This window comes from Streptomyces sp. NBC_01294, from assembly GCF_035917235.1.
GTDB classification, from domain to species: Bacteria; Actinomycetota; Actinomycetes; order Streptomycetales; family Streptomycetaceae; genus Streptomyces; species Streptomyces caledonius.
The window spans coordinates 6360264-6386278 of the sequence record NZ_CP108423.1; the positions used below are offsets into that span (position 1 = coordinate 6360264).

Consider the following 26015-nt stretch of genomic DNA (forward strand, 5'->3'; position numbering starts at 1 on the left):
TGTCGGGTGGCGGGCGGCGGGACCCCCGCGGTCGCGGGGCCCCCGCCGCCCTCCGTCGGATCACACGGCGAGAGGCTCCAGATCGCGGTGGATCCGCCGCTCGTCGCGGGCGTAGCGGGCCAGGCTGTGCTCCTCGCCGAGCAGCCGGGTCAGCTCGGACACCGCCTCCGACCGCAGGCGGGCCGCCTCCTCCTTGCGGCCCATCGAGTCCAGGCTGACCGCCATGTTGGAGGTGCTCGCCAGGGTCTCGGGATGGTGCGCCCCGAGCGCCTCGCGCAGCCGCATCACCGCCAGGCGCTCCAGTTCCAGCGCGCCTTCCGGATCGCCCAGGTCGGCCCGGGCGTTGGCCAGGTTCAGGTTGGCGAAGACCGTGTGCGGATGGCTGTCGCCGAGCACGTCCTGCATCAGCCGGATCGTCTGGCGCAGCATCGTCTCGGCCGTCTCCGCCGCACCCGTGCCCCAGTGGAAGACCGCCAGGTTGTTGACGGCCGCCAGGGTGTACGGGTGCCGCTCGCCCGGCACCTTCATGTACTCGTCCACGACCTCCTGCGCCAGGTCCCGCGCCCCGCCCGCATCCCCGGTCGCGAACAGGTCGGAGGCCAGGTTCAGTTCGCAGGACAGCAGGTCCGGGTTGACGGAGGTGTACTTGGCCCGGTAGCGGGCCCGGGTGGCCGTGGTCAGCCGGAAGGCGTCCTCCAGCTGGCCCGCCCGGCGCAGCGACACCGCCAGGTTCTTCGCGGCCGACAGGGTGCCGGGGAAGGCCCGCCCCAGCGTCCGCTTGTACGTCTCGTACGTCCGGCTGAGCAGCTGCACCGAGTCCTCGTACCGGCCCACCTCGCGCAGGTCCCGGGCGAGGTTCTGCGCGGAGGACAGGGTGTACGGGTGCTCCGGCCCGAGCACCTCCGTGCGCAGGTCGTGCACCTCCTGGTCGATCTCGCGGGCTCTGGTGTACTGGCCGACCAGCCGCAGGTTCAGCGCCAGGTTGTTCGCGGCGGCCAGGGTGCGCGGGTGCGCCTCGTGGAAGATCTGGCTGAAGCCCTCGTGCGCGTCGGTCGCCAGCCGCATCGCCTCGGCGTACTGGCCCAGCGCGCCCAGGGTGTTGGCCAGACCGCTCATGGTCATGTACGTGTGCGGGTGGGAGGGGCCGAGCACGGCCCGCTGCCGCTCCAGCGTGACCTCGTCCAGCTCCTTGGCCTCCACGAAACGCCCCTGCGAGCGCAGGATGTTCGACAGGTGGAAGCGCAGGTACAGGTACTGCAGGTCGTCGTTGCCCAGCATCTCCTTCCAGGCTTCCCGCAGCTCTTCGCCGAGCGCGTACGCGGCCTTGAAGTCGCCGCGCTTCCAGAGGTAGCGGACCCGGTCGATCAGCAGCCGGCGCGTCTCGGGCTGCTTGCAGTACCGGGCCTCGGACGGGGTCAGGTGCGACCAGATGGTGTTGAACCGCGGCCAGGTGTCCGGGTTGTCGATCGGCTCGTCGTCGTCCGGCCGGGCGCCGGCCAGGATCCGGTGGACGGCGTGCCGGGCCTCGCGCTGCTCCTCCTCCGGCATCTGCGACCGGATCACGGCCTGGACCAGCCGGTGCACCTGGATGCTGTTGCTGACCTGGTCGACCTTGGCCAGCGCGAACCGGCCGATCTCCCGGATCACCCGGCCGAGCACCAGCTTCTCCTGCAGCGAGGCGTCGTAGGGCTTGAGGGCGTCGATCATCTCCTTGCTGTAGAGCAGGTTCGCGGAGATCGGCTCGGGCGCCAGGAAGGCGCAGAGCTGCAGCAGCCGGACGGCGGCCGGGGAACGGGACTGCAGCCGTTCTATGGAGATGTTCCAGGTGGCGGCCACCGGCTCCGGGTATCCCGGCGGCTGGTTCAGGCCCAGGACGCGGGCGGCCTGCTGCGCCAGCTGCTCGAGGTACGCGGACACCGGGGTCGCGGTCTCCGCGATCCAGGCCCCCGCCTGCTCGACGGCCAGCGGCAGGTCGCCCACCGCCACCGCCACCTGCTCGGCGTCCTCCTTGCTGAGCCCGGGGGCCCGTCGCTGGAGGTGCTCGATGGACTCCTCGCGCAGGAACACGTCCACCGGGAGCGCGTCGCCGTACTGGGACCAGGACTGGTTGCGGGAGGTCACCAGCACGTGGCCCGGGCCGCCCGGCGGGAAGAACCGCTTGAGCGTCTCGGGATCGTCCGCGTTGTCGAAGACCAGCAGCCAGCGGGAGGAGGGCACCCCGCGCCGCAGCAGGTCGATCGCCTCCTGGGAGGCGGCCGCCATGTCCTCGCCAGTCTGCGCGCCCAGGCGCACGGCCAGCTCCGCGAGGGCCGCGACCACGTCGTCGGTCTGCTCCGAGGAGATCCACCACACCAGGTCGTAGTCGGCCATGAACCGGTGCACGTACTCCAGTGCCACCTGGGTCTTGCCGACGCCGCCGAGCCCGAACAGGGTCTGCGGCTGCGGGAGCACCACGGCCATGCCGCCGCCGAGCTGGTCGCGCATCCGCTCCAGCACGATGCTGCGCCCGGTGAACCCGGGGTTGCGGGGCGGCGCGTTCCAGATCTTCGGGACGGTCCCCGGGAAGCGGGGGCCGGGCTGGGAGGTGCTGCCGACGCTGTCGGGCAGGGCCATGGGCCGCTCCACCGCGCGCAGCAGGGCGGTGGTGGCGTGCACCTCGTCGAGCCGGAACAGGTCCACCGGGTTGCGGTCGATGTAGGGCGTGGAGAGCCGTACGTCGCCCACCCTCAGCGGCACCAGCTGGCGCCGGCCCCCGGTCGGGTCCTCGGCGGCCGCGCGCTCCCACACGTCCACGGCCCGAGCGGACTTGAGGTAGGCCGTGGAGAGCAGCACCACGGTCCGGGCGGCGGTGTCGATGCTGATGCCCGTGCCGCCGAGGGTGTCCCCGGCGGAGGTCGTCGCGGGCGCCCGCTCGGCCGAGACGTCCCGGGGCACGACCCGGAAGCCGGCCCGGGTGAGCACCGACTCGATCCAGTCGGCCCACATCCGGTTCTCGGCGACGTAGGACAGGAACAGGTCGGCGGGCAGCGCCGGGCGGCGCCGGGTGAAGGCGTCCCTGATCCGCAGGCGGACCTCCTCGCCGATGGCCGGCATGGAGGTGATCTCGCCCTCGGTGACCACCGTGGTGAGCCGCTCGAAGGCGGAGAGCAGGGAGTTGGTGAGCCCGGCCTCGTCGCCGAAGGTGGCGAGGGTCTCCTCGTAGGCGTAATAGGGGCGGTACGGGATCTCCACCGCGCCCCAGTACGAGGTGAGCTCGTCCCCGATCAGGCCGTTCGGGAAGCGGTCGAACTTGATCCGGGCCAGCGCCCGGCCCGCGTCGGCCTTCTCCTTCTCGCCCTCGTCGATGCGCATCGGGACCGGGTAGATCTTGATGCCGCGGTCGTTGAACCGCTCGTCGATCTGGCGGGCGACGGCCGCCGCGCCGTCGATGGACTGGTCGGACAGGGTGAAGCAGTCGACGAGGACGTCCGGGAGGTGGACGGTGCAGATGTCCGCGATGTCGGACAGGCCGGTGCGGCTGTCGATCAGGACGTAGTCGTAGTTCCGCTTCATGTCGGCGCGTAAGGCGTCGAAGAAGAGACCGCCGCCGAGCCGGTCGTAGAAGTTGTCCCAGTCGAAGGTGGAGACCGTCGCGGAGTACTCGCGGTTCTGCCGGCCCGCCGAGACGAAGTCCAGGGTGCCGCCGTCCGGGAACTCCCAGCCGTGCGTCTCCGGGGTGAGCGAGACGGCGTGCGGCTGTATCCGCGCGTAGTCCTTGTGCCAGTCGTCGGGGCGCTGCACCGGGCTGGTCGCGGCCCAGGCGTACTCGCTGATCAGGTCGATGACCCCGGTGGTGGCCCCGAGCGTGGAGGGGTCCAGGAAGGGGTGGAAGAAGCGGTGCAGGCCCGGGGCCTCCAGGTCCCAGTCCACGGCGAGGACCCGCTTGCCGTTGGCGGCCAGGATCCAGGCGGTGTTGGCCAGCGCCATGGTGCGGCCCGTGCCGCCTTTGTACGAGTAGAAGGTGACGATGCGTCCGTCACGGCTGTCACTGTCACGACTCGCTGTCATCCGCGTCCCCCCGGTCGGTGTCGTTGTCGTGGTTGTCGTGGAGGCCGGTGTCCTGGAGCTCCGCCCGGTGCCTGTCGGTGTCGGGCGGGAAGGGGACACGCGGCGGTGGCGGCCCGGGCGGCCCGTTCATCCCCATGGGCCCGAGCAGCCGGGGCCGGTCGATGGGGGATTCGCCCTTCGGCGGATACGGCTGGGCGTGTCTGAGGAACTGCTGGGCGGCGGCCTCGACCACCTGCGGCAGGATCTGGCCGAGGGTCTCCACGTTGGCGACGCCGTTGGCGGCGGCCCGGCAGGCGGCCCGGCCCTGGCTCATCGTCTTCGGCATGGTCTCCTCCAGCCGGTCGGCCAGCTCGCTCTCCTTCGACCGGCTCTGGTGGTCGTAGCGGTTCCACGGCACGACCACGTTGACCCACGGCCGGGGGTCCCTGTCGAAGGCGGCCAGCCGCCGGCGCCGCTGCTCGTCCTCCACCGCCCAGCGGTCGACGATCAGGATCTCCGGGCGGGTCGGCAGCTGTTTGCTGTCGACGACGTGCCCGGCCTCGTCGTCGAAGGAGGACATGGTGGTCTGGTAGTTGAGGTTCTTGACCAGGTCCTCTGCGACGTAGGCGATGGGCCGCTGGGCGACCGGGTGGTACGGGTTCCAGTCCAGCGCGGAGTCCCCGTAGTACTCGGGGGTGCGGCCCTCGGGCAGGTCGTGCCGGGAGGCGGCGGCCACGGTCACGTGCAACGTGCGGGAGGGGCTGCCGCTGGTGCCGAAGGCGCTCGGCACGTTCCGGTAGTCCAGCGGGCGGATCGGATCGAGCGGCTTCTTGGCGACCTCGACGATGCGCCGGGCGAGCTCGTACACCGCCTGCTCGTACTGCTCGGCGTAACCGCGCAGTTTGATCAGGCCGTACAGCCCGTCGGTGACGTAGCGCTCCCCGAAGGTGTTGTGGTTGAACTGCAACCGCTCGGCAGGGCCGGGGAGTTGATCCGGAGGAACCGGCACCCATAACGCGGGCACGATGGCCTCGGCCTGCTTGTTGCTCACGGCGCCGTGCTGGACGGCGCGCTGCGCGAAGGCGAACCACTCCTTCCCGCACATCTCACTGGCGAAGTAACGCGGCGAGAACAGGGGAACGAAGACCCGGCAGTTGGCGAGTGCCCGGGCGAGCCGTTCGGACCAGCCCTCGCCGCTGCGTATCTCCCTGTCCATGAACCCGACGTCGTACCCGGCGCGCAGATCCGTCAGCGCCATGACATGACCGCAGAGATCGCGGAACAGGCGCTCGACCCACATGTCGGGGTCGGGCCCCCCGGGCCCGAACCTCGGTGTATGTGCGTAACTGAGAAAAAAGTACGGCTCCCCTGATGCGGGCACACGACCCCCGTCCCGAAGATGCGAGCGAAGAAACATCATTCCGGAGCTGCTTCGCCACATCCCCTCATCGTTCAGTCAATCAGCGTCTGTTTTCGGTCATCCACTCAAGGGCGTGATCGACGGCATCCGGGAGGGAGAAGAGCATGGTCGACGCCCCTCCCACCCGCCCCCTGCGCACCCGGGAATCCGGGAACGTCCTGCCGATCTCCGCGAAATCGCTGTCATCCAGCGTGACGTCCTCGTACGCGGTCCACTCCCCCTCCTGTCGACGCCCCTGCGGCCCCTCCGGAAGGTTCACCTTCACCACACACTCGTACATGCGCAAGGGGGGCTTCGGAATTCGATACTCCGCGAGATGGAAAGCGCTGCAGACCGAAAACCCCACATTGATCATGAGTACCTGTCCGCCCTCCCAGCACAGCTTTCCCAGCGGCGACTCCTCACCCATGTGGCTTTCCAGGCGGTGACCGGAACAGAGCCGCTCCGCGTCGGCGCCGAGCGCGGCGAACGAGGTCTGCGGGTGGGCGCTGCGCGCGGCCCCCGGGGCGGTGCGGACGGCCTCGGCGAGCGAGCCCATGCCCTGGCTCGGGGTGCTCGCCGGGTCGAAGGCCGGCATCCGGTCGAGGAAGTCCCGCAGCCCGGACCCGTCCAGGCCGGCGATCCGCTCCAGATGGGCGTGGGAGGTCCTGGAGTTCTCCGGGGTGAACGCGGGGACCACCAGGGTGCCGCGCGGGCCGAGGACGCCCCGCAGGGCGTCGCGCAGCTGCTCCGGGCGCAGCCCGGTCCCGCGCAGCGCCGCGTGCACCATGAGCCGCATCCCGGGGCGGACCCCGAGCAGCCGCAGCTGCACGGCCAGCCCGAGGGTCCCGGTGCCGCGGGGTCCCCGCCCCGGCCCCGCGGGAGCCGGGGAGGGAGAGGGCGCGGTCATGCGTCGACCGTCTTCAGTTCGTAGCGCAGCTCGGCGACGAGGCGTTTGCCGGTGACGGTCAGTTCGGCCGCCTCCGAAAGCCGGTCCAGGGCCTGGTGGATCCGGTCCGAGCCGCCCGGCTCGGGGGCCGCCGTGGCCCGCCGGTACGCCTCCACCGCCACCCGCTCGTGCACGTCGGCCAGCAGCCGGGACACCGGGACCGGGCGCTCCCGCCACGGCGAGGGGTGCTGCCACTGACCGTCCAGCGCGTACAGGTCGGCCACCTCGGTCAGCGCCCGCAGCCGGGTCCGCCGCCGACCGGTCAGCAGCGCGAGCGCGGTCTCCCGCCCCCCGGCCGCGTACGGCACCCCGAGCGCCCCCGGCCCGTGCCGGCCCGCCTCGCCCCAGCCGCCGGAGCGCGGGCCGCCGGCGAGCGGGGTCAGCGTGGTCAGCCCGACGGCGGCCGCCCGGGCGAACTCGGGCACCGCCTTGTGCAGCGTCGCCCAGGCCCGGTCCAGCCTGCCCCGCCACTCCTCGGCCTCGCCGGCGCCGAGGCGGAGCCTGGGCGGGCGGGCGAAGCAGTTGCGGTACGGGTCGAGGTCCTCCAGCGCCACCGGGGCCGCGTCCGGCCCGGGCGACCAGGTGCGTACGGGCTGCCAGCGGGCGTCGCCCGCCGCGGGCCCGAAGCGGTGCTCGGCGCGGCCGTCCCGTACCGCGTACCCCTCGTCGGTGACGTGCAGCGCGGCCCGGCCCTCCGTGCCCGGCTCCCCGAGCCGCAGCAGCCCCAGCGTCGGCAGGTAGACCTCGCCGTCCCGGTAGGCCACCTCGGCCGGCAGGTCCAGCCCGCCGCGCAGGACCGCCGCGGCGGCCAGCGCGGTCAGCCTGCGCGCCGCCTCCGCGGCGTCCTGCCTGCCCTCGCGGGCGGCGTCCAGGGCCGCCAGCACCCAGGTCCGCGTGAAGGGGTGGTCCAGTACGGCGTCCAGCGCGTCCGCGCCCACCTCCCCGGCCTGCTCCACGGCGGCCAGCAGCTCCCAGGCGCGCGCCCAGCCGGGCTCGGCGGCGAGGTCCGCGTGCAGCCGGGCCAGCAGGATCCGGGTGAGCTCCTCCTGGGAGCGGGCCAGTTCGGCCGGGTCGGACAGCTGCGGGGCGGTCTCCCGCAGCGCCGTGCGGCCCTCGACCCCGTCCACGAGCTCGCGCAGGTCGGTGCAGTACACGGAGGGGTTGTCGAAGCCGTTGCGGTCGCGGTAGCGGTGGGTGTAGAGCCCACCCCCGCACGAACGTACGACGGGGCACCGGCGGCACGAGTCGCTGACGCCCGCGAGGCCCTGCTGCCGGGCACGGACCCCGGGATGGGCCGCGACCTGGTCGAATGCGTGGTCGAAGACGTTGAAGCCGGTGGCCGCGGCCCCCTCGAAGGCGCTCTTGAGCGAGTCCACCTGTTCCAGGGTCCCGTCGGTCTCGACGACGACGAGGTCCGTGGGCGCGAGGCCGAGCGACTCGGTGAGGCTGGGTCCGCCGCGCAGGGTGGAGAACAGGGACTCGAAGAGCCGTACGGGCACCGGGCGGCCCAGCCGCTCCCAGTGGTCGAAGATCCGCAGGAGCCAGCGCGCGTACGCGTCGGGGGCGCCGTCGGGGCGGGCCGGGGGCGTCTCCCAGGTGGCGTGCGGGAGGAGGAAGTCGACGCGCGGGGGCTCCAGTTCGACGAGCGCGTCGAGCACGGCGACGGGATCGTTGGCCACGTCCACGGTGCAGAGCAGGCCCTGGTAGAGGTGGCGGTAGGGCGCCGAACGGAGCAGGGCGACGGCGGCCAGGACCAGCGGGTGGCTCGTACGGCCGTCCGCGAAGCGGCGGTGGCGGTCGTTGGCGGCGCGGTCCCCGTCGAGGGAGATGCCGACCCGGACGCCGAACTCGTCGAAGAGGTCGAGGTAACGGGTGCTGAGCTGGAGCCCGTTGGTGTGGATCCGCAGGTCCAGGGCGGCGACCCCGGTGAGTGCCCGGCTGAACTCCTCGCACACGAGGCGGAGCCGGGCGGTGCCCGCCAACAGGGGTTCCCCTCCGTGAAGAATCACCGTGACAGAGGGGAGTGCATGGTCACGGGCATGTTCGGCGAGCCGCGACGCGGTCTGCGAAATAGCCTCGGGGGAGATCACTTTCGGCCGGGCTCGCCAGCTCTGATCTGCGTGTTCGTAGACATAGCAATGATCACAAGCAAGATCGCATCTGCTGTGAACTTTCAGGACGATCTCGCGAAATGCGATCAGGCCGGTCATTCCACCAGTCTAGAGCGCTTACTTGGGTGTCAGAGCGCGGAGTTGAAGATCGGTGCCTGAACCGGGCGACCGGATTCGGCCGGGAGCACGCGGCCGAGCGTCGTGGCCGCGGACGCGGTGTGGACGTCGATCTTGGCGAGCGGGACCCGGCGGGCCTTGACCGTGCTGGTCGCGGGGGTTGCGGAAGTGTTCACGACACCGTCCTTGGGGAAGCCATGTGGAATGGGCATGTGAATGACAACAGCGACATGCTGCCGTCAAGCGTGGACTTTACTCGGCCACACCCCATTGGCAACCGAGACATGACGCCTGGTCAACCGTTCTATAGCGAGCACGGCGTATTTCTCGACGTGGCTTATTCGGCCGTTCGCCGGACGGCAAGATCCTTTTCTCCCGGCGGCGGGACCGGCACCGGGGGTCCTTCGCCGGACGCTCGGCGGTACCGGGATCCGCGGCAAGCCCGTGGCCTGCGGGAACGCGGCCACCCCGGCGATCCGGCCGCGGCGCGGCGAGGTGCTCGGCGCGCCGGCGGGGACGGGCCGCCCGCACCCCCTCGCGCGGCCCTGATGTGACGGCCGGTCAAATTTACATGGAGGTGGCCGAGTTCGGCCCGAGCCGTCAGGCCGGCTGCTGTGCGCCGAGGTCGGGCACGGGCAGGTCGCGCAGCAGCCAGTTCAGTACGTCGGGCAGCGCGCGCAGGGCCGCGAAGTGCGCGGCGGCCGGCTCGATGGTGGTGGTGGCCCCCGGGATGCGGCGGGCCAGCCAGCGGGAGTGGCCCACGGGGGAGAACACGTCGAGCTCCCCGTGCCAGATCAGCACCGGGCAGCGGATGTCGGCCGGGTCGAAGCCCCAGGGGCGGCTGAAGGCGAGGACGTCGTCGATCCAGCCGTAGGCCGAATGGCGCAGCCCCTCGCGGTAGTTCCGCAACAGCATCGACCGCAGGCCGGCGTCCGAGACGATCATGCGGTCGTTGTCGGTCAGCTCCCGGCGCAGCTCGTCCAGCAGCCGTCCGGGGTCCTTGCGGATGCCGTCGGCGCGGGGGATCAGCCGGGCCGCCAGCTCCTCGGGGTCGGCGGAGGCGGTGGTGTACTCCTTCACGTTCGACGCGGCCATCCCGGCGAACCAGTCCAGGTCCTCCGCGTCCCGGGGGGCCAGGCCGACCATCGCCGCGGTCCGGGTGACCCGGTCCGGGAGCAGGGCGGCGCAGGCGAGTGCTCCGGCGGCACCGCCGGAGCGGCCGGCCACCGCGAAGGTGTCCAGGCCGAGGGCGTCGGCGATGGCGGCCACGTCCTGGGCCACGTCGGCGACGGTGCGGCCCGGGTGGCGGTCGGAGCCGCCGTAGCCGGGTCTGTCGTAGGCGATGAGCTGCATCCGGCGCTGGTAGAGGACCATGCCCCGGGGGGCCGGGCCCAGGCGGCTGCCCGGCATGCCGTGGAGCAGGAAGACGGGTTTGCCGTCCGGATCGCCCCAGCGCTCCACGGTCAGAGCGCGCCCGTCCGCTGTGCGCACCTGATTGCGCACGCGCTCCCTCCCTCACGATCGATGTGAGTCGTCACGGCGATTGTGCTCGCTGGGGGAGGAGCGCGGTAGGGCGCACTCTGCGCGAAATTCTTGTGAAGGAATTCTCAAGCGCGCGGAGGCCTTTGTGGCGCCCACATGTGCCCAGGTCAAGAAGGTGGCCATGGGGGCGTGAACAGGCGTGAACGGGCGTGAATGGCCGTGAACAGCCTGCCGTCTCCCCGGAATGGGCTTATTCGGCGCCGCGGCTTCCGCTTTTGGGTGTCGAATTGGGGCGCGAGTCGAGTCGGGTCGCGTCGGCGGGTCGAGTCGTCGGGTCAAGTCGGCCGGCCGGGCCGTTGGGTCAAGTCGTCGGGCCGAGCCGTCGGGAAAGCGCGGATCGCCGCTTCAGGTCGCGGGGGGCGAGGTGCGGGGCACCAGCAGGGCCGCCGCCGAGCGGGCCTGCTCCAGGGCCCGGGCGCGGTCCGCGCCGCGCTGGCCGAGCACCACGCGGGTGCTCAGCCCGTCCAGCAGGGCGAGCAGCTCCGAGGCCCGGGCGGGTACGTCGAAGGCGGCGAAGCGGCCCTGGTCCACGCCCTTGGCCAGCAGTGCCTCCAGGTCGCGCTGCCAGCCCTCGTCGATCTCCTCCTGCGCCGCCTTGAGCGGCTCATTGGAGGCGGTGCGGGCCCACAGCTCGATCCACAGCGTCCAGCGCGGGTCGCGCGGCCCCAGCGGGAGGTAGAGCTCCAGGAACAGGTCCAGCTTGCGCGGGGCGGTGACCCGGCGGCCCAGCAGTGCGCGGCGCTCCCCGGCGAGCTGCTCCTCGCTCCAGCGCAGGGCCTCCAGCAGGAGCCGGTCCTTGCTGCCGAAGTAGTACAGGATGTGGCCGCCGCTGGTGCCGAGCCGCTCCGCCAGCGCGGACATCGTGAGCGAGGCCAGCCCGTCCTCGGCGATCGCCGCCATGGCCTCTTCCAGCATCCGCTCCTGGGCGACCCGCCCGTCGCGCCGCCGCGCCGCTCCCGCCACCAGTTCCGCCCTCCGGATCTTCGTGGCCCGACCTTATCCCGGACAGGGTCTTGACGGGGTCGCGGTCGAGCGCGCATCTTGAATGCCATTCAAGAACTTAGAACGCCATTCAAGATTCATGGGCTCATCCGTTCATGGTCAAGGTCACCAAGGTCAGGGGTCCGTCAATGGGACAGCAGGAGACAGCCGACGTCGACGAGGTGTTCCGGGTCGAGACCCATGGGATCGATCCCATCCCCGACGCGGAACGCCACGGCAGCGCCAAGGACCTCTTCTGGCTCTGGTTCGGCTCCAACCTCACCTTCACCTACGTCATCAACGGCGCCCTCGCCGTGGCCTTCGGGCTCTCCTTCTGGCAGGCCACCGCCGTCGTCGTGATCGGCGGCCTGTCCTTCTTCGCCATCAGTGCCGCAGGACTCGGCGGCAGCCGCACCGGCACCGCCACCCTGGTCCTGTCCCGGGCCGCCTTCGGGGTCCGCGGAAACCTCCCGGCCGGCGTCCTCAACTGGGTGGTGAGCATCGGCTACACCATCGTCAACACCGTCGTCGGCACCCTGGCCCTGGAGGTGTTCTTCACCGAGATCGGCTGGGACGGCGGCAGCGCGGGGCGGGCCGTCGCCCTGCTGGTCACCCTCGCGCTGACCTTCGCCGTCGCCATGTGGGGTCACGCCACCGTGCAGTTCGCCGAGCGCTGGATGGCCTACGTCCTCGCCGCGGGCTTCGGCGCGCTGCTCGTCTTCGTCCTGCCCGGCGCCGAGACCTCCGCCCCGGCCGCGGCCCCCGGGCTGTCCGGCTGGAGCCTCGCCTTCGTCGTCATGCTGGCCGGGCCGTTCTCGTACCTGCCGATGCCCGCCGACTACACCCGCTACCTGCCCCGGACCACCTCGCTCCGGTCGATCACCTGGATGGGCGCCCTCGGCGGCTTCCTCTCCTCGGTGGCCCTCGGCGTCGCGGGCGTCGCCGCCGCCACCCAGACCGACATGACCGACGCCGTCGCGGGGGCCGAGAGCCTGCTGCCCGGCTGGTTCCAGCCGCTGTTCCTCGCCCTCGTCCTGGGCGGCTCCGTCACCAACTCGATCATCACCCTCTACTCCTCCAGCCTGAACCTCCAGGTCCTCGGCATCCCGTGGAACCGGGCCCGGGCCATCGTGATCAGCGCCGCCGTCACCGCCGCGGGCTCGCTCGCCGCGCTCTTCCTCACCGACTTCACCACCTCCCTGCTCTCCTTCCTCTCCCTGCTGATCATCGTCTTCGCGCCCTGGGGCGGAGTCTTCCTCGCGGACATGGTGCTGCGCCGCTGCCGCTACGACGCCGACGCGCTGCACGCCGGGAGCGCGGGCGCCTACTGGTACCGCGCCGGCTACCACCCGGCCGGCCTCACCGCCCTGCTCGCGGGCATCGTCTTCGCCGCGCTGACCTGCGACTCCGCGCTGTGGACCGGCCCGCTCGTGGCCCCGCTCGGCGGCGCCGACCTCACCCTGCTCGGCGCGGCCGTCTCCGGCCTCACCTACTGGGCGCTGGCCCGGCGCGTGCCCGCGTACGTACCGGCCGCCTGACCTCCGCACCCCACCTTCCGCACCCCACCTTCCGCACCTCGCCCCACCCCTCCATGCCTCACCCCACCCCTCTGCATCCCACCCCTCTGCACAGGAGCACCACCCCATGGCACAGCCCTTCCCCGCCGACCTGCTGCTCACCGGCGCCCGCATCCACACCGTGGACCCGGACCTGCCCGAGGCCGAGGCCCTCGCCGTGTACGACGGCCGGATCGTCTGGATCGGCCCCGGCCACGAGGCCGCCGCCTGGGCCGGGCCGGACACCGAGCGGATCGACGCCGGCGGCAGGCTGGTGCTCCCCGGCTTCATCGACGCGCACAACCACGTCCGGCTCGGCTCGGACGACGCGTGCGTGCAGCTCGCCGGGGTGCGCACGCTGGAGGGCATCCACGAGCGGATCCTGGCCTGGCGGGAGGCCAACCCGGACGCGGAGTGGATCGAGGCCGAGGCCTTCGACTACTCGGCCGTGCCGGGCGGGCGGATGCCGTGCGCCGCCGACCTGGACCCGGTCACCGGGGACACCCCGGCGATCGTGCTCTCGTACGACGTGCACACGGCCTGGCTGAACACGGCGGCCATGCGGCGGCTGGGGGTCTCGCGGGACCGCACCGACCTCCCCTTCGGCACGGCGGCGGTGGACCCCGGGAGCGGCGAACCCACCGGATTCGTCAAGGACTTCGCCGTCAAGGGACTCTCCCGCGACGGCCACCGGGCCCTGCGCGACCTGGGCGTCCCGTGGGCCTCGACCGACCGGCAGTACGGGCGGCTCGCCAAGAGCCTCGACGACGCGATCGGCTTCGGCATCACCACGGTCGTGGAACCGCAGAACTCCCTCGACGACCTCGCGCTCTACGAGCGGGCCCGGGTGGAGGGCCGGCTGCGCTCGCGGATCGTCGCGGCGCTGTTCCACCCGCGCGGCACCACGGAGGAGGAGCTCGACGCCTTCGCGACGGCCGCCCGTACCTACGCGGGGGAGCGGCTGCGGGTCGGCCCGCTCAAGCTCTACATCGACGACGTCGTGGAACCGCGGACGGCCGCGCTGCTGGAGCCGTACACCGGGTGCGGCTCCCACCGCGGCGAGACCTTCTACCCGGCCGAGGAGTTCGCGCAGCTGCTCGCCGGGCTGGACGCCCGCGGCTTCCAGTGCTTCGTGCACGCCACGGGCGACCGGGGGATCCGGACCGTCCTGGACGCGGTGGAGCACGCACGGGCGGTGAACGGCCCGCGCGACTCCCGCCACCAGGTAGTCCACGTGGAATGCCTCGACCCGGCGGACGTACCGCGCTTCGCGGAGCTGGGCGTGGTCGCGTGCATGCAGCCGAGGCACTGCGCGCCGGAGATCGCGGGCCCCGGCCAGGACTGGGCGGAGAACGTGGGCGAGGACCGCTGGCACAAGGCCTGGCCGATGCGGAGCCTGCACGAGGCCGGGGCGGTGCTGGCGTTCTCCAGCGACTGGAACGTGGCGGAGATGGACCCGATGGTCGGCATCTACACGGCGGTGACGCGCCGCCCGCTGTCCGGCGGCGGCCCGGCCTGGCAGCCGGCCGAGACGGTGGACGTGGAGACGGCGGTGCACGGCTACACGATGGGCTCGGCCCACGCCAACTTCCTGGAGGAGGAACGCGGTTCGCTCACGGTCGGCAAGGCGGCGGACTTCGTGGTCCTGTCCCGGGACATCTTCGCCGTCCCGGTGGACGAGATCCCGGGCACGGTCGCCGAGACGGTGGTGGTGGCGGGCGAGGTGGTCCACCGCGTCTGACGTCCGCGTGGGGGCGGAGCCGCCCGCCGCCCACCGCGCACCCACCCGCGAGCCCCGGCCGTCGGCGTGTGGTCCCGTCGCACCAGGGTTAGCCTGGACAGGGGCGATGCGTCGGCCGGGCGCGCCCTTCCCGGCCACCCGGGAGGGAGGTCCCGTGGCCGCCAGACTGCGCGTGACGACGGTGGACGCCGGACCCTTCACCATGCCGAAGAGCGGCATCCAGCACGGGGCGAGCGGCACGGTCACCGTGCCCTCGACGGTGGCCGTCATCGAGCACGCCGCCCACGGACTGATCCTCTTCGACACGGGCGTCAACCACCGCGTGGCGGACCCCGAGGCCGCCGAGGCCCACTGGGGTCCGGGCCTGCGGGCGGCGTACGGCGCCGAGGCGTTCACCCGGGCACACGCCGTCGACGCGCAGCTGGAACGACTCGGCTACCGGCTCGCCGACGTCCGGTACGTCATCTACTCCCACCTGCACCTCGACCACGCCGGAGGGATGACCTACTTCCCGCACGCCGTGCACGTCGCCCAGCACGAGGAGCTGCGCCACGCCTGGTGGCCGGACCGCTGGACCGCCCGGGGCTACGCGTTCAACGACTACGCGGGCGGCCGGGGCTACGACTTCCTCGAACTCCGCGGTGACATCGACCTGTTCCAGGACGGCACGCTCACCATCGTGCGCACGATCGGCCACACGCCCGGCCACCAGGGCGTCATCCTCGACCTCGGCCACCACGGACGGATCGGCCTCATGGGGGACGCCGCGCACCTCCAAGAGGGGCTGGACCGGAACGTGCCCATGCCCAGCGACTGGAACATCGAGGAGAAACTGCTCACCTACGGGCGACTGCGCGCGCTGTCCCGGGCCGGCATCCCGGTGTTCCTGTCCCACGACCCCGGCCACTTCGCCGACCTGCCGCACGACGGCGACTTCTGGGACTAGACGCTCACTCCTGCCCTACGAGAACGGCGTGCCCCGCGCGCGGCCGCCGCGAAGAACTCCGCCAGCCCCTCGTACAAGTGGCGTGCCCAGGTGAGGGTCCTGGCCGCGTCCCAGCCGTGCGCGCACAGCTGCGCCTGCGCCATCTCGTGGGGGTCGGCGCGGGCGGCGAGCCGGTCGTAGGGCGCTCCTGCGGATCCCCGTAGGAGATCCGCTCCACGCCAGGGGCGTCCTTCCGGTCAGGCCGGGCCCGGGTTCTCAGCGCTTGGGCCAGTACCAGAGCGGCTCGTCCAGCGGGCCCTCGCGGCCCGCGACCTCCGTCCGGCCGAACTCCTTGACCAGGGTGATGGTCTGCAGGTCCACCCGGTGCCGGCGGGTCCCGGCCGCCAAAGCCTCGGCAAGCGGGGCGGCGTGGGTGACCACCACCGTCTGCGTGTCCCGGCTGACCGTGAGGATCAGGTCCGCGAGCGGGGCGAGCAGATCCGGGTGGAGGCTGGTCTCCGGCTCGTTGAGCACCATCAGGGCGGGCGGCCGCGGAGTCAGCAGGGCCGCCGTCCACAGCAGGTAGCGCAGGGTGCCGTCGGAGAGTTCGGCCGCGCCCAGCGGGCGCAGCAGGCCGTGCTGGTGGAGCTCCAGCTCGAACCGGCCGTCGCGGTCGGTGACGGAGACCCGGCTGCCGGGGAAGGCCGCGGAGACCGCCTCGTCCAGCGCGGCGTGGTCCCCGATCTCGCGGATCGTCTGCAGGGCGGCGGGCAGGTCGGAACCGTCGGCGCTGAGCACCGGCGTACGGGTGCCGACCCGCGGGGTCCTGGCCGGAGCCTCGGCGTCGGTGTGGACGTGGTCGTAGAACCGCCAGGACCGGATCAGCTCGCGCAGGGCGAGGAGGTCCGGAGCCAGCTGGGGGTCCGCGAGCTCGCTGAGCATGGAGTCGTAGGGGCGCAGGGCGTTCTGCGTGCGGTGCCAGCCGCCGTCGGCCGTCCGCGTCCGCACGGCCGGGCCCGCCCGGTCGGAGAGGAGGGCCGCCGGGCGCAGGACCGGGCCCGCCCAGGTGCACTCGCGTTTGATCTCCGGGTCCAGGGCGAAGAGGGAGTCGGCCACCGGCACCGGGTGGCCGAAGTCCACCGCGTAGCCGAACTCGTCGCCCGAGAAGCCCAGGCGGAGGCTGACGGGTTCGCTGCGGACCGTGCCCTGGAGCGGGTGCTGTCCCTCGCGCACCGCCCGCGCCGTCTTCTCCGGTCCCGCCCACAGGGTGGAGGGCAGCCCGCCCTCCCGGGCCAGGGCCGCGATCGCGCCGCCGCGCGCGGAGTCGGCGAGGAGGCGCAGGGACCGGTAGAGGCTGGACTTCCCGGTGCCGTTCGCGCCGGTCACGACGGTGAGCCGGCCGAGCGGGACGATCAGCTTGCGCAGGGAGCGGTAGTTTTCGACGGCGAGGGTGGTGATCACGCACCGATCATGCCGGGTCCCCTGCGGGGGTGCTCGGCGGTGTGCGGCCCGGGCCGTGTCCCGGGCGCTGCCCGGACCCGCGCCTCAATCGCCGGCGGGGCTGAGTGGTGCGGGTTGCCCTGCGGGGTGCTCGGCGGTGTACGGCTGGCCTAGTCCGGGGGTGGGTCGGGGCCCCGCACGAGGATCTCCTCGGCTCGCGCGGTTCCCCTGCGGGGGTTTGGCGGTGTGTGGGGGTGGGTCGGGGCCCCGCACGAGGATCTCCTCGGCTCGCGCACTTGGCAGTGGTCCAGCCGTACGGCCTGGGTTGCGCGCTCGTCCTGCGGGGACCCTCCTGCGTGTCCCCGCCCCACCGGCCGGCTTCGGCAGTGCGGGGGAGTTCCTTCGCGTGGCTGGGGCGGAGGGGAGTGGGGACGTGGCGGGGTGTCCCCGCAGGACGAGCGCGCAACCCAGGCCGATGGCCGGGACCTGCCCGCAGGCGCGAGCCGAGGAGACATCCCGGCACGGCCCCACGGACCGACCTGCGCCGACAGGCCCGCACCATCCAGCCCCGCCGGCGTTTGAGGCGCGAGTCCGGGCAGCACCCGGCACACGGCGCGAGCCGCCGAGCCGCCCGCAGGGCAACCCGCACCATCCAGCTCCGCCGGCGATTGAGGCGCGGGTTCGGGCAGCACCCGGAAGCTCAGCGCAGGCAAATTCAGCCTCGCCGGCGATTGAGGCGCGGGTCCGGGCGGAGCCCGGGTGCTCCGCGCAGCGGGCACAGCCGAGCCGAACAGCCCCTTCCGGCCGGGCCGAGCTCAGGCATATTCAGCCTCGCCGGCGGGTCCGGGCAGCGCCCGGGACAGGGGTCAGTCGGGGAGGCCGCTGCCTACCGCGGCGCCCGGCCGGCCCCTGCGGGACACCGCGCAGGCCACGGTGACCGCCGCCCCGACCACCGCCCAGGCGGCCAGCACCAGCATCGGCCCGCCCGCGCCGTTGCCCCTGAAGTACGAGATGGAGCGCGCGGCGTACGTGCCGGCGCCCGGCGGCAGGGCCGGGCCGATGGTGCTCCAGAACGGCGGCAGCAGGGGATACGCGTAGGCCCCGCCGGCGCTCGGGTTGCCGAGCACCACGACCAGCAGGATCGCGAGGCCGATGCCGATCACGCCCGCCAGTCCCTGGAAGGCGAGGGTGATCGCGCCGACCGCGAAGACGACCAGGGTGCCCAGCCCCCACAGGCCCATGATGCTGCCGGGCAGCGCGTCCAGGACCGGGCCCGCGATGACCGTGCCGAGCAGCCCGGCGGCGAGCGCGTACACGAGCAGCGCGCCGAGCCGGATGACGGCGCGGTGTGCGTTGGCGGGCCGTGCGCCGGCGCTGATCGCGAGGATCGCGGCGCACAGGTAGCCGCCCACGCACCAGCCGATGACCAGGTAGAAGGCGCTCAGGCCGCGGCTGTCGCCCGGGGCGGCCGGGGCCACGTCGGTGACCTGCACGGTCCGGCCCTGGGCCCGTTCGGCGCGGCCCACGACCTCTTCCAGGGCCTGGGACAGCGAGGCTCCGGCGCCGGAGGCGACCAGCAGCCGGTCGGTGGTGCCGGCCGGGTCGACGATCAGCGCGCCGTCGACCTCCCGGTCCCTGACCTGGTCGAGCGCCGCGGCCTCGTTCCCGACCACACGGGGGTCGAGCGGTGTGCCGGGCAGGGCGGCGAGCTGCTGCGCGGCCTGCTCGGCCGCCGGTGCGCGGGGGGCCGCCACGGCGATCGGGATCTCGCTGGGCCTCGGATGGTGGAAGGCCCCGATGTACGAGGTGACGAAGGCGAGCTGGAGGACCAGCACCCCCAGGACCAGCAGGGCTGCCCGGGTGGTCACGGCGTCCTTGACCTCGGCGAGGAAGCCTGGGGGCGGGCCTGCGTCGGGGCTCTCGGTGGGCTGGGTCATGTTCCACACGCTCGGCGTACCGGCTGCGGGGCGCAGCAGGGGTGGGCCGAACGGCTGACCTCCGGGAGCGCACCGGGAGTCCGTGGGAAACACGCCTGAGACGATCGAACAAGTGTTTCGCACGGATATTCGAATTACTCTATGGTGGAGAGCGGGGGAGGTGTTCACACGAGTCGAAGCAGGAGGCCGCGGGTGCCTGGTTTTACGCATCTGCACACCGTTTCGGGGTTCTCCATGCGCTACGGAGGCTCTCACCCGGAACGGCTGGCGGAGCGTGCCGCCGAGCGGGACATGGACGCCCTCGCCCTGACCGACCGCGACACCCTGGCGGGCGCCGTGCGGTTCGCGAAGGCGTGCGCGAAGGCGGGGATCCGCCCGCTGTTCGGCGTGGACCTGGCGGTCGCGGCCGCCGGATCGGCCACGGCCGCAGGGCTGTCCGCGGCGGGCTCGGCCGGGTCGGGGGGCTCGGCCGGGTCCGGCGAGGCCTCCCACCGGCGGCGCACCCCCGTCAAGGGCGGGGCCTTCGTGGACGAGTCCGCACCCCGGGCCGTCTTCCTGGCCCGGGACGGGGCCGCCGGCTGGGCCGAGCTGTGCCGGATGGTCACCGCCGCCCACGCGGGGGCCGCCGAGGTCCCGCTGGTGCCCTGGGGCGACCTGCGCGGGGAGGGCGTCTTCGCCCTGCTCGGACCGGGCTCCGAGGTGGGGCGGGCGCTCGCCGCGGGCCGCCCCGACCGGGCCGCCCGGCTGCTCGCACCCTGGCGGGAGGTCTACGGCGACTCCCTGCGCCTGGAGGCCGTCCACCACGGCCGCACCGGCACCGGGCCGGGCTCGCTCCGACTGGCCGCCCGTACCGTCGGCTTCGCCGCCGAGCAGGGTGTCCCGGCCGTGCTCACGAACGCCGTCCGCTACGCCGACCCGGGCCAGGGCCCGGTCGCCGACATCCTCGACGCGGCCCGCCGCCTGGTCCCCATCGATCCCCGGGCCCCCTTCGACACCGGCGAGCGCTGGCTCAAGGGATCCGCCGCCATGGCCGAGGCCGCCGACCGGATCGCCCGGGCGGCCGGCCTGCGCCCCGCCGACGCCAGGCGCCTGCTCGCGGAGACCCGGCGTACGGCCGAGGCCTGCGCCGTGGACCCCGAGGACGACCTCGGCATCGGCTCCGTGCACTTCCCCGAAGCCCGGCTCGTCGGCGCCGCCCGCCGCAGCGCCCAGCGGGTCCTCGCCTCCCGCGCCTCGGCGGGCATGGTGCTGCGCGGCTACGCGGACGACCCCGCGTACTGGGAGCGGATGCACCACGAGCTCGACATCATCGCCTACCACGGCTTCGCCTCGTACTTCCTGACGGTCGCCCAAGTCGTGGACGACGTACGGGAGATGGGGATCCGGGTGGCCGCCCGCGGCTCCGGCGCCGGCTCCCTCGTCAACCACCTGCTCGGCATCGCCCACGCCGACCCCGTCGCGCACGGCCTGCTGATGGAGCGCTTCCTGTCCAAGCGCCGGCGCGTCCTGCCCGACATCGACATCGACGTGGAGTCCGCCCGCCGGCTGGAGGTCTACCGGCGGATCATCGACCGGTTCGGCGCCGAGCGCGTCGCCACCGTCTCCATGCCCGAGACCTACCGGGTCCGCCACGCCATCCGCGACGTCGGCGCCGCCCTGTCCATGGACCCGGCCGTCACCGACCGGCTCGCCAAGGCCTTCCCGCACATCCGCGCCCGCGACGCCCGCGCCGCGCTGGAGGAACTGCCGGAACTGCGCGACGTGCGCGGGGAGTCGTACGGGCGGCTGTGGGAGCTCGTCGAATCGCTGGACGCGCTGCCGCGCGGCATCGCCATGCACCCGTGCGGGGTGCTGCTCTCCGACGACTCCCTGCTCGCCCGTACGCCGGTGGTGCCCACCAGCGGCGAGGGCTTCCCCATGTCCCAGTTCGACAAGGACGACGTGGAGGAGCTCGGGCTGCTCAAGCTGGACGTGCTGGGCGTACGGATGCAGTCCGCGATGGCCCACGCGGTCGCGGAGATCCGGCGCGGCACGGGGCGGGAGCTCGACCTGGACGACCCGGCGCAGGTGCCGCCGGGCGACCGGGCCACGTACGAGCTGATCCGTTCCGCCGAGACGCTGGGCTGCTTCCAGATCGAATCGCCGGGCCAGCGGGACCTGGTGGGGCGGCTGCAGCCGTCGACCTTCCACGACCTGGTCGTCGACATCTCCCTCTTCCGGCCGGGACCGGTGGCCGCCGACATGGTGCGGCCCTTCATCGAGGCCCGGCACGGACGGGCGCCGGTCCGCTTCCCGCACCCGGACCTGGCCGACGCGCTGCGCGAGACCTACGGGGTGGTGGTCTTCCACGAGCAGATCATCGAGATCGTGCACGTCATGACCGGCTGCGGGCGGGACGAGGCGGACCGGGTGCGGCGCGGGCTGTCCGACCCGCAGTCGCAGGCGCGGATCAAGGTCTGGTTCGCGGCGAAGGCGGGCGAGCGCGGCTATCCGGTGGAGGTGATCGGCCGGACCTGGGAGATCGTCGAGGCCTTCGGCTCGTACGGCTTCTGCAAGGCGCACGCGGTGGCCTTCGCGGTGCCCACGTACCAGTCGGCGTGGCTGAAGGCGCACCATCCGGCGGCCTTCTACGCCGGGCTGCTGACCCACGACCCGGGGATGTATCCGAAGCGGCTGCTGCTGGCGGACGCGCGGCGGCGGGGCGTGCCGGTGCTGCCGCTGGACGTGAACCGGTCGGCGGCCGCCCATCACATCGAACTGGTGTCCGATGTGGGTGGTGTGTGGGGCCTGCGCCTGGGGCTGTCCGACGTGCACGGCATCAGCGCGGCCGAGGCGGACCGGATCGAGGCCGGGCAGCCGTACGCCTCCCTGCGCGACTTCTGGGACCGGGCGCACCCGGGACGCCCGGTCGCCGAACGGCTGGCACAGGTCGGGGCGTTGGACTCCTTCGGGGCCAACCGGCGTGACCTCCTGCTGCACTTGACGGAGCTGCACGGCGCGCAGCGGGCGGCGGGAGCGCGGGGCGGCGCCCAACTCCCGCTGGAGGGCGGCCGGTCCACGGCCTCCGTCGGCCTGCCCGACCTGACCGAGGCGGAACGGCTCAGCGCCGAGCTGGGCGTCCTCGGCATGGACGCCTCGCGGCACCTGATGGGGGACCACCATGCCTTCCTGGCCGAGCTGGGAGTGATTCCCGCACGCCGGCTGCGGGACACCGAACACGGGCAGACCGTGCTGGTCGCGGGGGCCAAGGCGGCCACCCAGACCCCGCCGATCCGGTCCGGGAAGCGGGTCATCTTCACGACGCTGGACGACGGGACGGGCCTGGTCGACCTGGCCTTCTTCGACGACAGCCACGAGCGGTGCGCGCACACCGTCTTCCACTCCTTCCTGCTGCTGGTGCGCGGTGTCGTGCAGCGGCGGGGCCCGCAGAGCCTGAGCGTGGTCGGAGCGGCGGCGTGGAACCTGGCGGAGCTGGTGGAACTGCGGGCGGCGGGCGGCCTGGACGCGGTCGCGGCCCGCCTGGCCGCCTCCGGTGGTGGTGCGGGCGCGGCCGAGGACGGCGACGGCGGCGACGGCGGCGACGGCGGCGACGGCGAGGTGGCCGGGGAGAGGGGAGCGGGCCGCCGGATCCACTTCTCCACGGGGTACGAGATGAACCCCTGGGCCGACCTCCAGCCCCCCGGCACCGGCCCCGCGACCGGCCGCAAGCTGTGGCACTCCAGCCCCGGGAGCGCGGGATGACCTCCGGCCGGTCCGCGGATGCGCGGGCGCGGGCGGGGGCAGGGCCCCGCACGGCCGCGGTGGCCCCCGGCCCGGGCGCACCGCAGGGATCCCCACGGGAGGCGGCGGGCCGGGCCGTGCTGTGCCTGCGGCTGCACCCCGCGGACGGCGGGCCGCTCGGGGCGCGGGAGTACGCCGGGGTGCTCGCGCTGCTCGGCGGGATCACCCCGGCCGTGCAGGCCCTGCCGCCCGACGCGGCCCTCGCCGATGTCCGGGGCGCGCTGCGGTACTTCGGCTGCGACGCCGGCCGGCTGGCCGCCGTGCTCCGGGTCCGGGCCCTCGCCCTGTACGGCGTGGACGCCGCCGTCGGCGTGGCCGGCAACCCGATGCTGGCCCGGGCGGCGGCCCGCGAGGCCCGGCCCGGGGCGACCCTGGTGATCCCTGAGGAGCCCGACGCCGTACGGGACTTCCTGGCGGGCAAGCCCGTCACCGCCCTCGACGGGGTCGGCCCCAAGGCCGCCCGCACCCTGTGCTCCTACGGCCTCGACTCCGTCGGCCGCGTCGCCGCCGCCCCGCCCGCCGCCCTGCGGCGGATCCTCGGCGCCCGGCTCGGCCGCGAGGTGCACGAGCGCGCCCTCGGGATCGACCGGACCCCCGTCCGGCCGGGAGCCGCCGCCCGCACCATCGCCGCCGAGCGGCTCTTCGACCGGGACGAGCTGGATCCCGTACGGCACCGCAGGGCCCTGCTCTCGCTGACGGAGGAGCTCGGCGCGAAGCTTCGTACACAAGGGAAGGGCCAGGGGCAGGGCCAGGACGGGCGCGAGCAGGGGCAGGACCAAGGCCAGGACCAAGGCCAGGACCAAGGCCAGGACCAAGGCCAGGACCAGGGGCAGGTCTGCCGCGCCCTCTCGCTCACCGTCCGCTGCGCCGACCGCACCACGCTCACCCGGACGCGCGCCCTGGCCGAACCCACCGCGCACTCGGCCACCCTGACCGCCATGGCCTACGCCCTGTACGAGGGGCTCGGTCTGCAGCGGGCCCGGGTCCGCGCGCTGTCCCTGCGCGCCGAGGACCTGACTCCGGCCGAACGGGCCGCACGCCAGCTCAGTTTCGACCCCGAGGACGACAAGGCCCGCCGCCTGGAGGCGGTCACGGACCGGGTCCGCGCGCGCTTCGGTCCGCAGGCCATCGCCCGCGGCACGCTCGCCGCCTGACGGGTCGTCGGGCGACACGCGAGTTTTTACCGACGTGTAACTTCCCTGTGTTGCTACTCACGCGTAATTTAGCGGCAGCAGCGCCCCTTTGTGATCCGGATCACGGGACGAACCCCCACGCCCCATCCCCTTGAGTCGATCCGCAAGGAGATCACACGATGCTGCCCTGGAGACGCCTGCTCCGCCCGCTGGCCGTCCTCGCCCTCACCGCCGCCGCGCTCGTCGCCCCCACCGGCACCGCGCAGGCCGCGTCCGCACCCAGCAGCGGCTGGAACAACTGGTCCTGCAAGCCGTCCGCCGCCCACCCGCGCCCCGTCGTCCTCGTGCACGGCACCTTCGGCAACTCCTGGGACAACTGGCTCGGCCTCGCCCCGTACCTCGTGCACCGCGGGTACTGCGTCTACTCGCTCGACTACGGCCAGCTGCCCGGCGTGCCCCTCTTCAACGGGCTCGGCCCCATCGACAAGTCCGCCGAACAGCTCGACGTCTTCGTCGACAGGGTGCTCGCCGCCACCGGCTCCGCCAAGACCGACATCATCGGGCACTCGCAGGGCGGCATGATGCCCCGCTACTACCTGAAGTTCCTCGGAGGCGCCGAGAAGGTCAACGCGCTGGTCGGTCTCGCCCCCGACAACCACGGCACCACCCTGCTCGGCTTCACCAAGCTCCTCCCGTACTTCCCCGGGGCCGAGGACCTGATCAGCACGGCGACCCCGGGCCTCGCCGACCAGATCGCCGGATCCGCCTTCCTGCAGAAGCTGAACGCGGGCGGGGACACCGTGCCCGGGGTGAAGTACACGGTGATCGCCACCAAGTACGACGAGGTGGTGACGCCGTACCGGAGCGGCTTCCTGGAGGGACCGAACGTACGCAACGTCGTCCTCCAGGACCTGTGCTTCCTGGACCTCTCGGAGCACGTCGCCATCGGGCTCACCGACCGGATCGCCTGGCACGAGGCGCTCAACGCACTTGACCCGGCCCACGCCGAACGGACCACCTGCGCCTCCGTCTTCGAGTGACGGGACGCAGATGGTCCGGCGGTTCAACCGTCTGAACTGAACTGAACTGATCCGAACCGAACCGATCCGTACGGTCCGAACTAGCGGCCGTGGCGGCCCGCCGTCGAACGGCGGCGGGCCACACCGAACAGCACGGCCGCGCCCACGGCCAGGGCGCCGGCCCCGGCGATCGCGATCGACGGGGTCGCGCTGCTGCCGCCCGTCTGCGCGAGGTTGTCGTTCGCCGACGACTCCGAGGGGACGGGCGCGGCGGCGTCGGTCGTGCCGTTCGTCTTCGGGTCGTTGTCGCCGTGGCCGTTGTGCTCCACGGTGGACTTGTCCGCGCCGGCGGCGATCTGCTGGTCCGTCGGGGCCGAGGGCTTGTCGGACGGCTTGGAACCCGTCTCGGTGCCGGGCTTGGCGGTCGGCTCCGTGCCGGGCTTGGTGGTCGGCGTGGTGCCGGTGCCGCCGGTGCTGTCGGACCCGCCAGAGCCGCCGGTGCTGCCGGACCCACCAGAGCCGCCGGAGCCGCCGGAGCCGCCGGTACCGCCCCCGTTGTCCTTGCCGAAGACCACGTCCGAGCAGGTGTAGAAGGCCTCCGGGCTGTCGGAGCGCTGCCAGATGCTGTAGATCAGGTGGCGGCCGGACTTGTTCGGGACCGTCCCGGAGAAGACGTAGTCGCCGTTCTGCATGCCCGGGTCGGTGGTCTTCGCGAACGGCGCGGGCTCCAGGTCGGACCACTTGAGCGGCTTCGCCGGGTCGTACCCGTCCCTCGTCACGTACAGCTCGAAGGAACCCTTGTGCGGGGCCGTGCCCTTGTAGCGGAAGGTGTGCGCGCCGGCGGACATCGGACTGGCCGGCCAGTCGGCGCGGGCCAGGTCTAGGCCCTGGTACTTGTCGTTGCCGGCGGAGCAGAGCTGGCCGTTCGGGATCAACGCCCGGTGGTTCCCGGCCGCGTTGGCGATGTTCACCGCGTTCCAGTCGTAGAACGCCTGCGCTCCGCTCGCCGCGACCGCCGCCCTGCAGGCCGCCGACTTCGGCGCTTCCGGTCCCTCCGCGTAACACGCCGCCACCCGGCTGACCGGGTCCGTCATCGAGCCGTGCGCGGCCGCGGGAACGGCGGCGTACGCGGCCAGCGCGAGCGGGGCGATACCGGCGGAGGCGATACGGGACAGCGTCACGGTGCGGCGGCGTGCGGGCATGGGTGGATCTCCTTCGGGCACAAGGCAGGGGAGCGCAGGCGGAATCGGAATCGGCCCGCGCCGCCGCCCCCCCGGCGGCGCCACATCCGGCCCTTCCTGTCCTGGCTCAGCCAAGCTAGCCCCCGGGACCACGGCTTTTGCCACCCCGGAGCCCCCG

The 26015-nt window shown here is 73.2% G+C and carries 17 protein-coding genes; 6 read left to right on the forward strand and 11 right to left on the reverse strand.

The features are described from left to right. Positions 1–60: 60 nt before the first annotated feature. The 7 genes from fxsT to OG534_RS28800 all read right to left on the reverse strand — a co-directional run bounded on the left by fxsT (position 61) and on the right by OG534_RS28800 (position 11107). Positions 61–4047: an FxSxx-COOH system tetratricopeptide repeat protein gene (fxsT, locus tag OG534_RS28770; RefSeq protein WP_326591824.1), complete on the reverse strand. Its 3987-nt coding sequence runs from the start codon at positions 4045–4047 to the stop codon at positions 61–63. Next, the gene (locus OG534_RS28775) at positions 4031–5443 is read right to left on the reverse strand and encodes a TIR-like protein FxsC (protein WP_374778236.1); all 1413 of its coding nucleotides are present in this window, start codon (positions 5441–5443) and stop codon (positions 4031–4033) included. Before OG534_RS28775 ends, fxsT begins: the two co-directional genes overlap by 17 nt. Positions 5444–5486: 43 nt before the next feature. After that, entirely contained in the window at positions 5487–6335 is an 849-nt protein-coding gene (locus OG534_RS28780) for an aminoglycoside N(3)-acetyltransferase (RefSeq protein ID WP_326591826.1), read from the reverse strand. After that, positions 6332–8584 carry a radical SAM/SPASM protein FxsBH, inactivated beta-hydroxylase extension form gene (fxsBH, locus tag OG534_RS28785; RefSeq protein WP_326591828.1) on the reverse strand — a complete coding sequence of 751 codons (2253 nt, stop codon included), beginning with the start codon at positions 8582–8584 and terminating at the stop codon, positions 6332–6334. Before fxsBH ends, OG534_RS28780 begins: the two co-directional genes overlap by 4 nt. A gap of 29 nt (positions 8585–8613) precedes the next feature. Continuing rightward, on the reverse strand, positions 8614–8778 hold the full coding sequence (fxsA, locus tag OG534_RS28790) for an FxSxx-COOH cyclophane-containing RiPP peptide (RefSeq protein WP_326591830.1): 165 nt from the start codon (positions 8776–8778) through the stop codon (positions 8614–8616). A gap of 424 nt (positions 8779–9202) precedes the next feature. Beyond that, complete coding sequence (locus OG534_RS28795; RefSeq protein WP_326591832.1) at positions 9203–10105, reverse strand: alpha/beta fold hydrolase; 903 nt, start codon at positions 10103–10105, stop codon at positions 9203–9205. A 384-nt stretch (positions 10106–10489) separates the two neighbouring features. Next, a complete protein-coding gene (locus OG534_RS28800) occupies positions 10490–11107 on the reverse strand; it encodes a TetR/AcrR family transcriptional regulator (protein WP_326591833.1) in 618 nt (205 codons plus the stop codon). A gap of 167 nt (positions 11108–11274) precedes the next feature. Here OG534_RS28800 and OG534_RS28805 point away from each other — a divergent pair, with 167 nt between their 5' ends. The 3 genes from OG534_RS28805 to OG534_RS28815 all read left to right on the forward strand — a co-directional run bounded on the left by OG534_RS28805 (position 11275) and on the right by OG534_RS28815 (position 15368). Next, entirely contained in the window at positions 11275–12663 is a 1389-nt protein-coding gene (locus OG534_RS28805; RefSeq protein ID WP_326591835.1) for a purine-cytosine permease family protein, read from the forward strand. Positions 12664–12769: 106 nt separating this feature from the next. Beyond that, positions 12770–14422, forward strand: a complete 1653-nt coding sequence (locus OG534_RS28810) for an amidohydrolase (RefSeq protein ID WP_326591837.1) — start codon at positions 12770–12772, stop codon at positions 14420–14422. A gap of 154 nt (positions 14423–14576) precedes the next feature. Next, the gene (locus tag OG534_RS28815; protein WP_326591838.1) at positions 14577–15368 is read left to right on the forward strand and encodes an N-acyl homoserine lactonase family protein; all 792 of its coding nucleotides are present in this window, start codon (positions 14577–14579) and stop codon (positions 15366–15368) included. Here OG534_RS28815 and OG534_RS28820 read toward each other — a convergent pair. The 3 genes from OG534_RS28820 to OG534_RS28830 all read right to left on the reverse strand — a co-directional run bounded on the left by OG534_RS28820 (position 15365) and on the right by OG534_RS28830 (position 18724). Then, positions 15365–15511 carry a hypothetical protein gene (locus OG534_RS28820; RefSeq protein WP_326591840.1) on the reverse strand — a complete coding sequence of 49 codons (147 nt, stop codon included), beginning with the start codon at positions 15509–15511 and terminating at the stop codon, positions 15365–15367. The genes OG534_RS28815 and OG534_RS28820 overlap by 4 nt on opposite strands. Before the next feature lie 112 nt (positions 15512–15623). Next, on the reverse strand, positions 15624–16808 hold the full coding sequence (locus tag OG534_RS28825; RefSeq protein WP_326591842.1) for an AAA family ATPase: 1185 nt from the start codon (positions 16806–16808) through the stop codon (positions 15624–15626). An 845-nt stretch (positions 16809–17653) separates the two neighbouring features. Continuing rightward, positions 17654–18724: a DUF3533 domain-containing protein gene (locus OG534_RS28830; RefSeq protein WP_326591844.1), complete on the reverse strand. Its 1071-nt coding sequence runs from the start codon at positions 18722–18724 to the stop codon at positions 17654–17656. A gap of 141 nt (positions 18725–18865) precedes the next feature. On the opposite strand from OG534_RS28830, the gene OG534_RS28835 reads away from it, so the two are divergent. The 3 genes from OG534_RS28835 to OG534_RS28845 all read left to right on the forward strand — a co-directional run bounded on the left by OG534_RS28835 (position 18866) and on the right by OG534_RS28845 (position 24677). After that, positions 18866–22465 (forward strand): DNA polymerase III subunit alpha, encoded by a 3600-nt coding sequence (locus tag OG534_RS28835; protein ID WP_442807164.1) that lies wholly within the window; start codon positions 18866–18868, stop codon positions 22463–22465. A gap of 125 nt (positions 22466–22590) precedes the next feature. After that, positions 22591–23658, forward strand: a complete 1068-nt coding sequence (locus OG534_RS28840; RefSeq protein ID WP_442807249.1) for a DNA polymerase Y family protein — start codon at positions 22591–22593, stop codon at positions 23656–23658. Between the two features lie 158 nt (positions 23659–23816). Continuing rightward, positions 23817–24677 carry an esterase/lipase family protein gene (locus OG534_RS28845; protein WP_326591847.1) on the forward strand — a complete coding sequence of 287 codons (861 nt, stop codon included), beginning with the start codon at positions 23817–23819 and terminating at the stop codon, positions 24675–24677. Positions 24678–24757: 80 nt separating this feature from the next. Here the strand turns inward: OG534_RS28845 and OG534_RS28850 are convergent, their stop codons facing one another. Next, complete coding sequence (locus OG534_RS28850) at positions 24758–25858, reverse strand: lytic polysaccharide monooxygenase auxiliary activity family 9 protein (RefSeq protein ID WP_326591849.1); 1101 nt, start codon at positions 25856–25858, stop codon at positions 24758–24760. Positions 25859–26015: the final 157 nt, after the last annotated feature.

Excerpts from the sequence above, each read along its gene's own strand:
- fxsT (WP_326591824.1), bottom strand. The coding sequence starts at position 4,047 with ATGACAGCGAGTCGTGACAGTGACAGCCGTGACGGACGCATCGTCACC.
- OG534_RS28775 (WP_374778236.1), bottom strand. The coding sequence starts at position 5,443 with ATGTTTCTTCGCTCGCATCTTCGGGACGGGGGTCGTGTGCCCGCATCA.
- OG534_RS28780 (WP_326591826.1), bottom strand. The coding sequence starts at position 6,335 with ATGACCGCGCCCTCTCCCTCCCCGGCTCCCGCGGGGCCGGGGCGGGGA.
- fxsBH (WP_326591828.1), bottom strand. The coding sequence starts at position 8,584 with ATGACCGGCCTGATCGCATTTCGCGAGATCGTCCTGAAAGTTCACAGC.
- OG534_RS28805 (WP_326591835.1), top strand. The coding sequence starts at position 11,275 with ATGGGACAGCAGGAGACAGCCGACGTCGACGAGGTGTTCCGGGTCGAG.
- OG534_RS28810 (WP_326591837.1), top strand. The coding sequence starts at position 12,770 with ATGGCACAGCCCTTCCCCGCCGACCTGCTGCTCACCGGCGCCCGCATC.
- OG534_RS28820 (WP_326591840.1), bottom strand. The coding sequence starts at position 15,511 with ATGGCGCAGGCGCAGCTGTGCGCGCACGGCTGGGACGCGGCCAGGACC.
- OG534_RS28830 (WP_326591844.1), bottom strand. The coding sequence starts at position 18,724 with ATGACCCAGCCCACCGAGAGCCCCGACGCAGGCCCGCCCCCAGGCTTC.
- OG534_RS28835 (WP_442807164.1), top strand. The coding sequence starts at position 18,866 with ATGGTGGAGAGCGGGGGAGGTGTTCACACGAGTCGAAGCAGGAGGCCG.
- OG534_RS28845 (WP_326591847.1), top strand. The coding sequence starts at position 23,817 with ATGCTGCCCTGGAGACGCCTGCTCCGCCCGCTGGCCGTCCTCGCCCTC.
- OG534_RS28850 (WP_326591849.1), bottom strand. The coding sequence starts at position 25,858 with ATGCCCGCACGCCGCCGCACCGTGACGCTGTCCCGTATCGCCTCCGCC.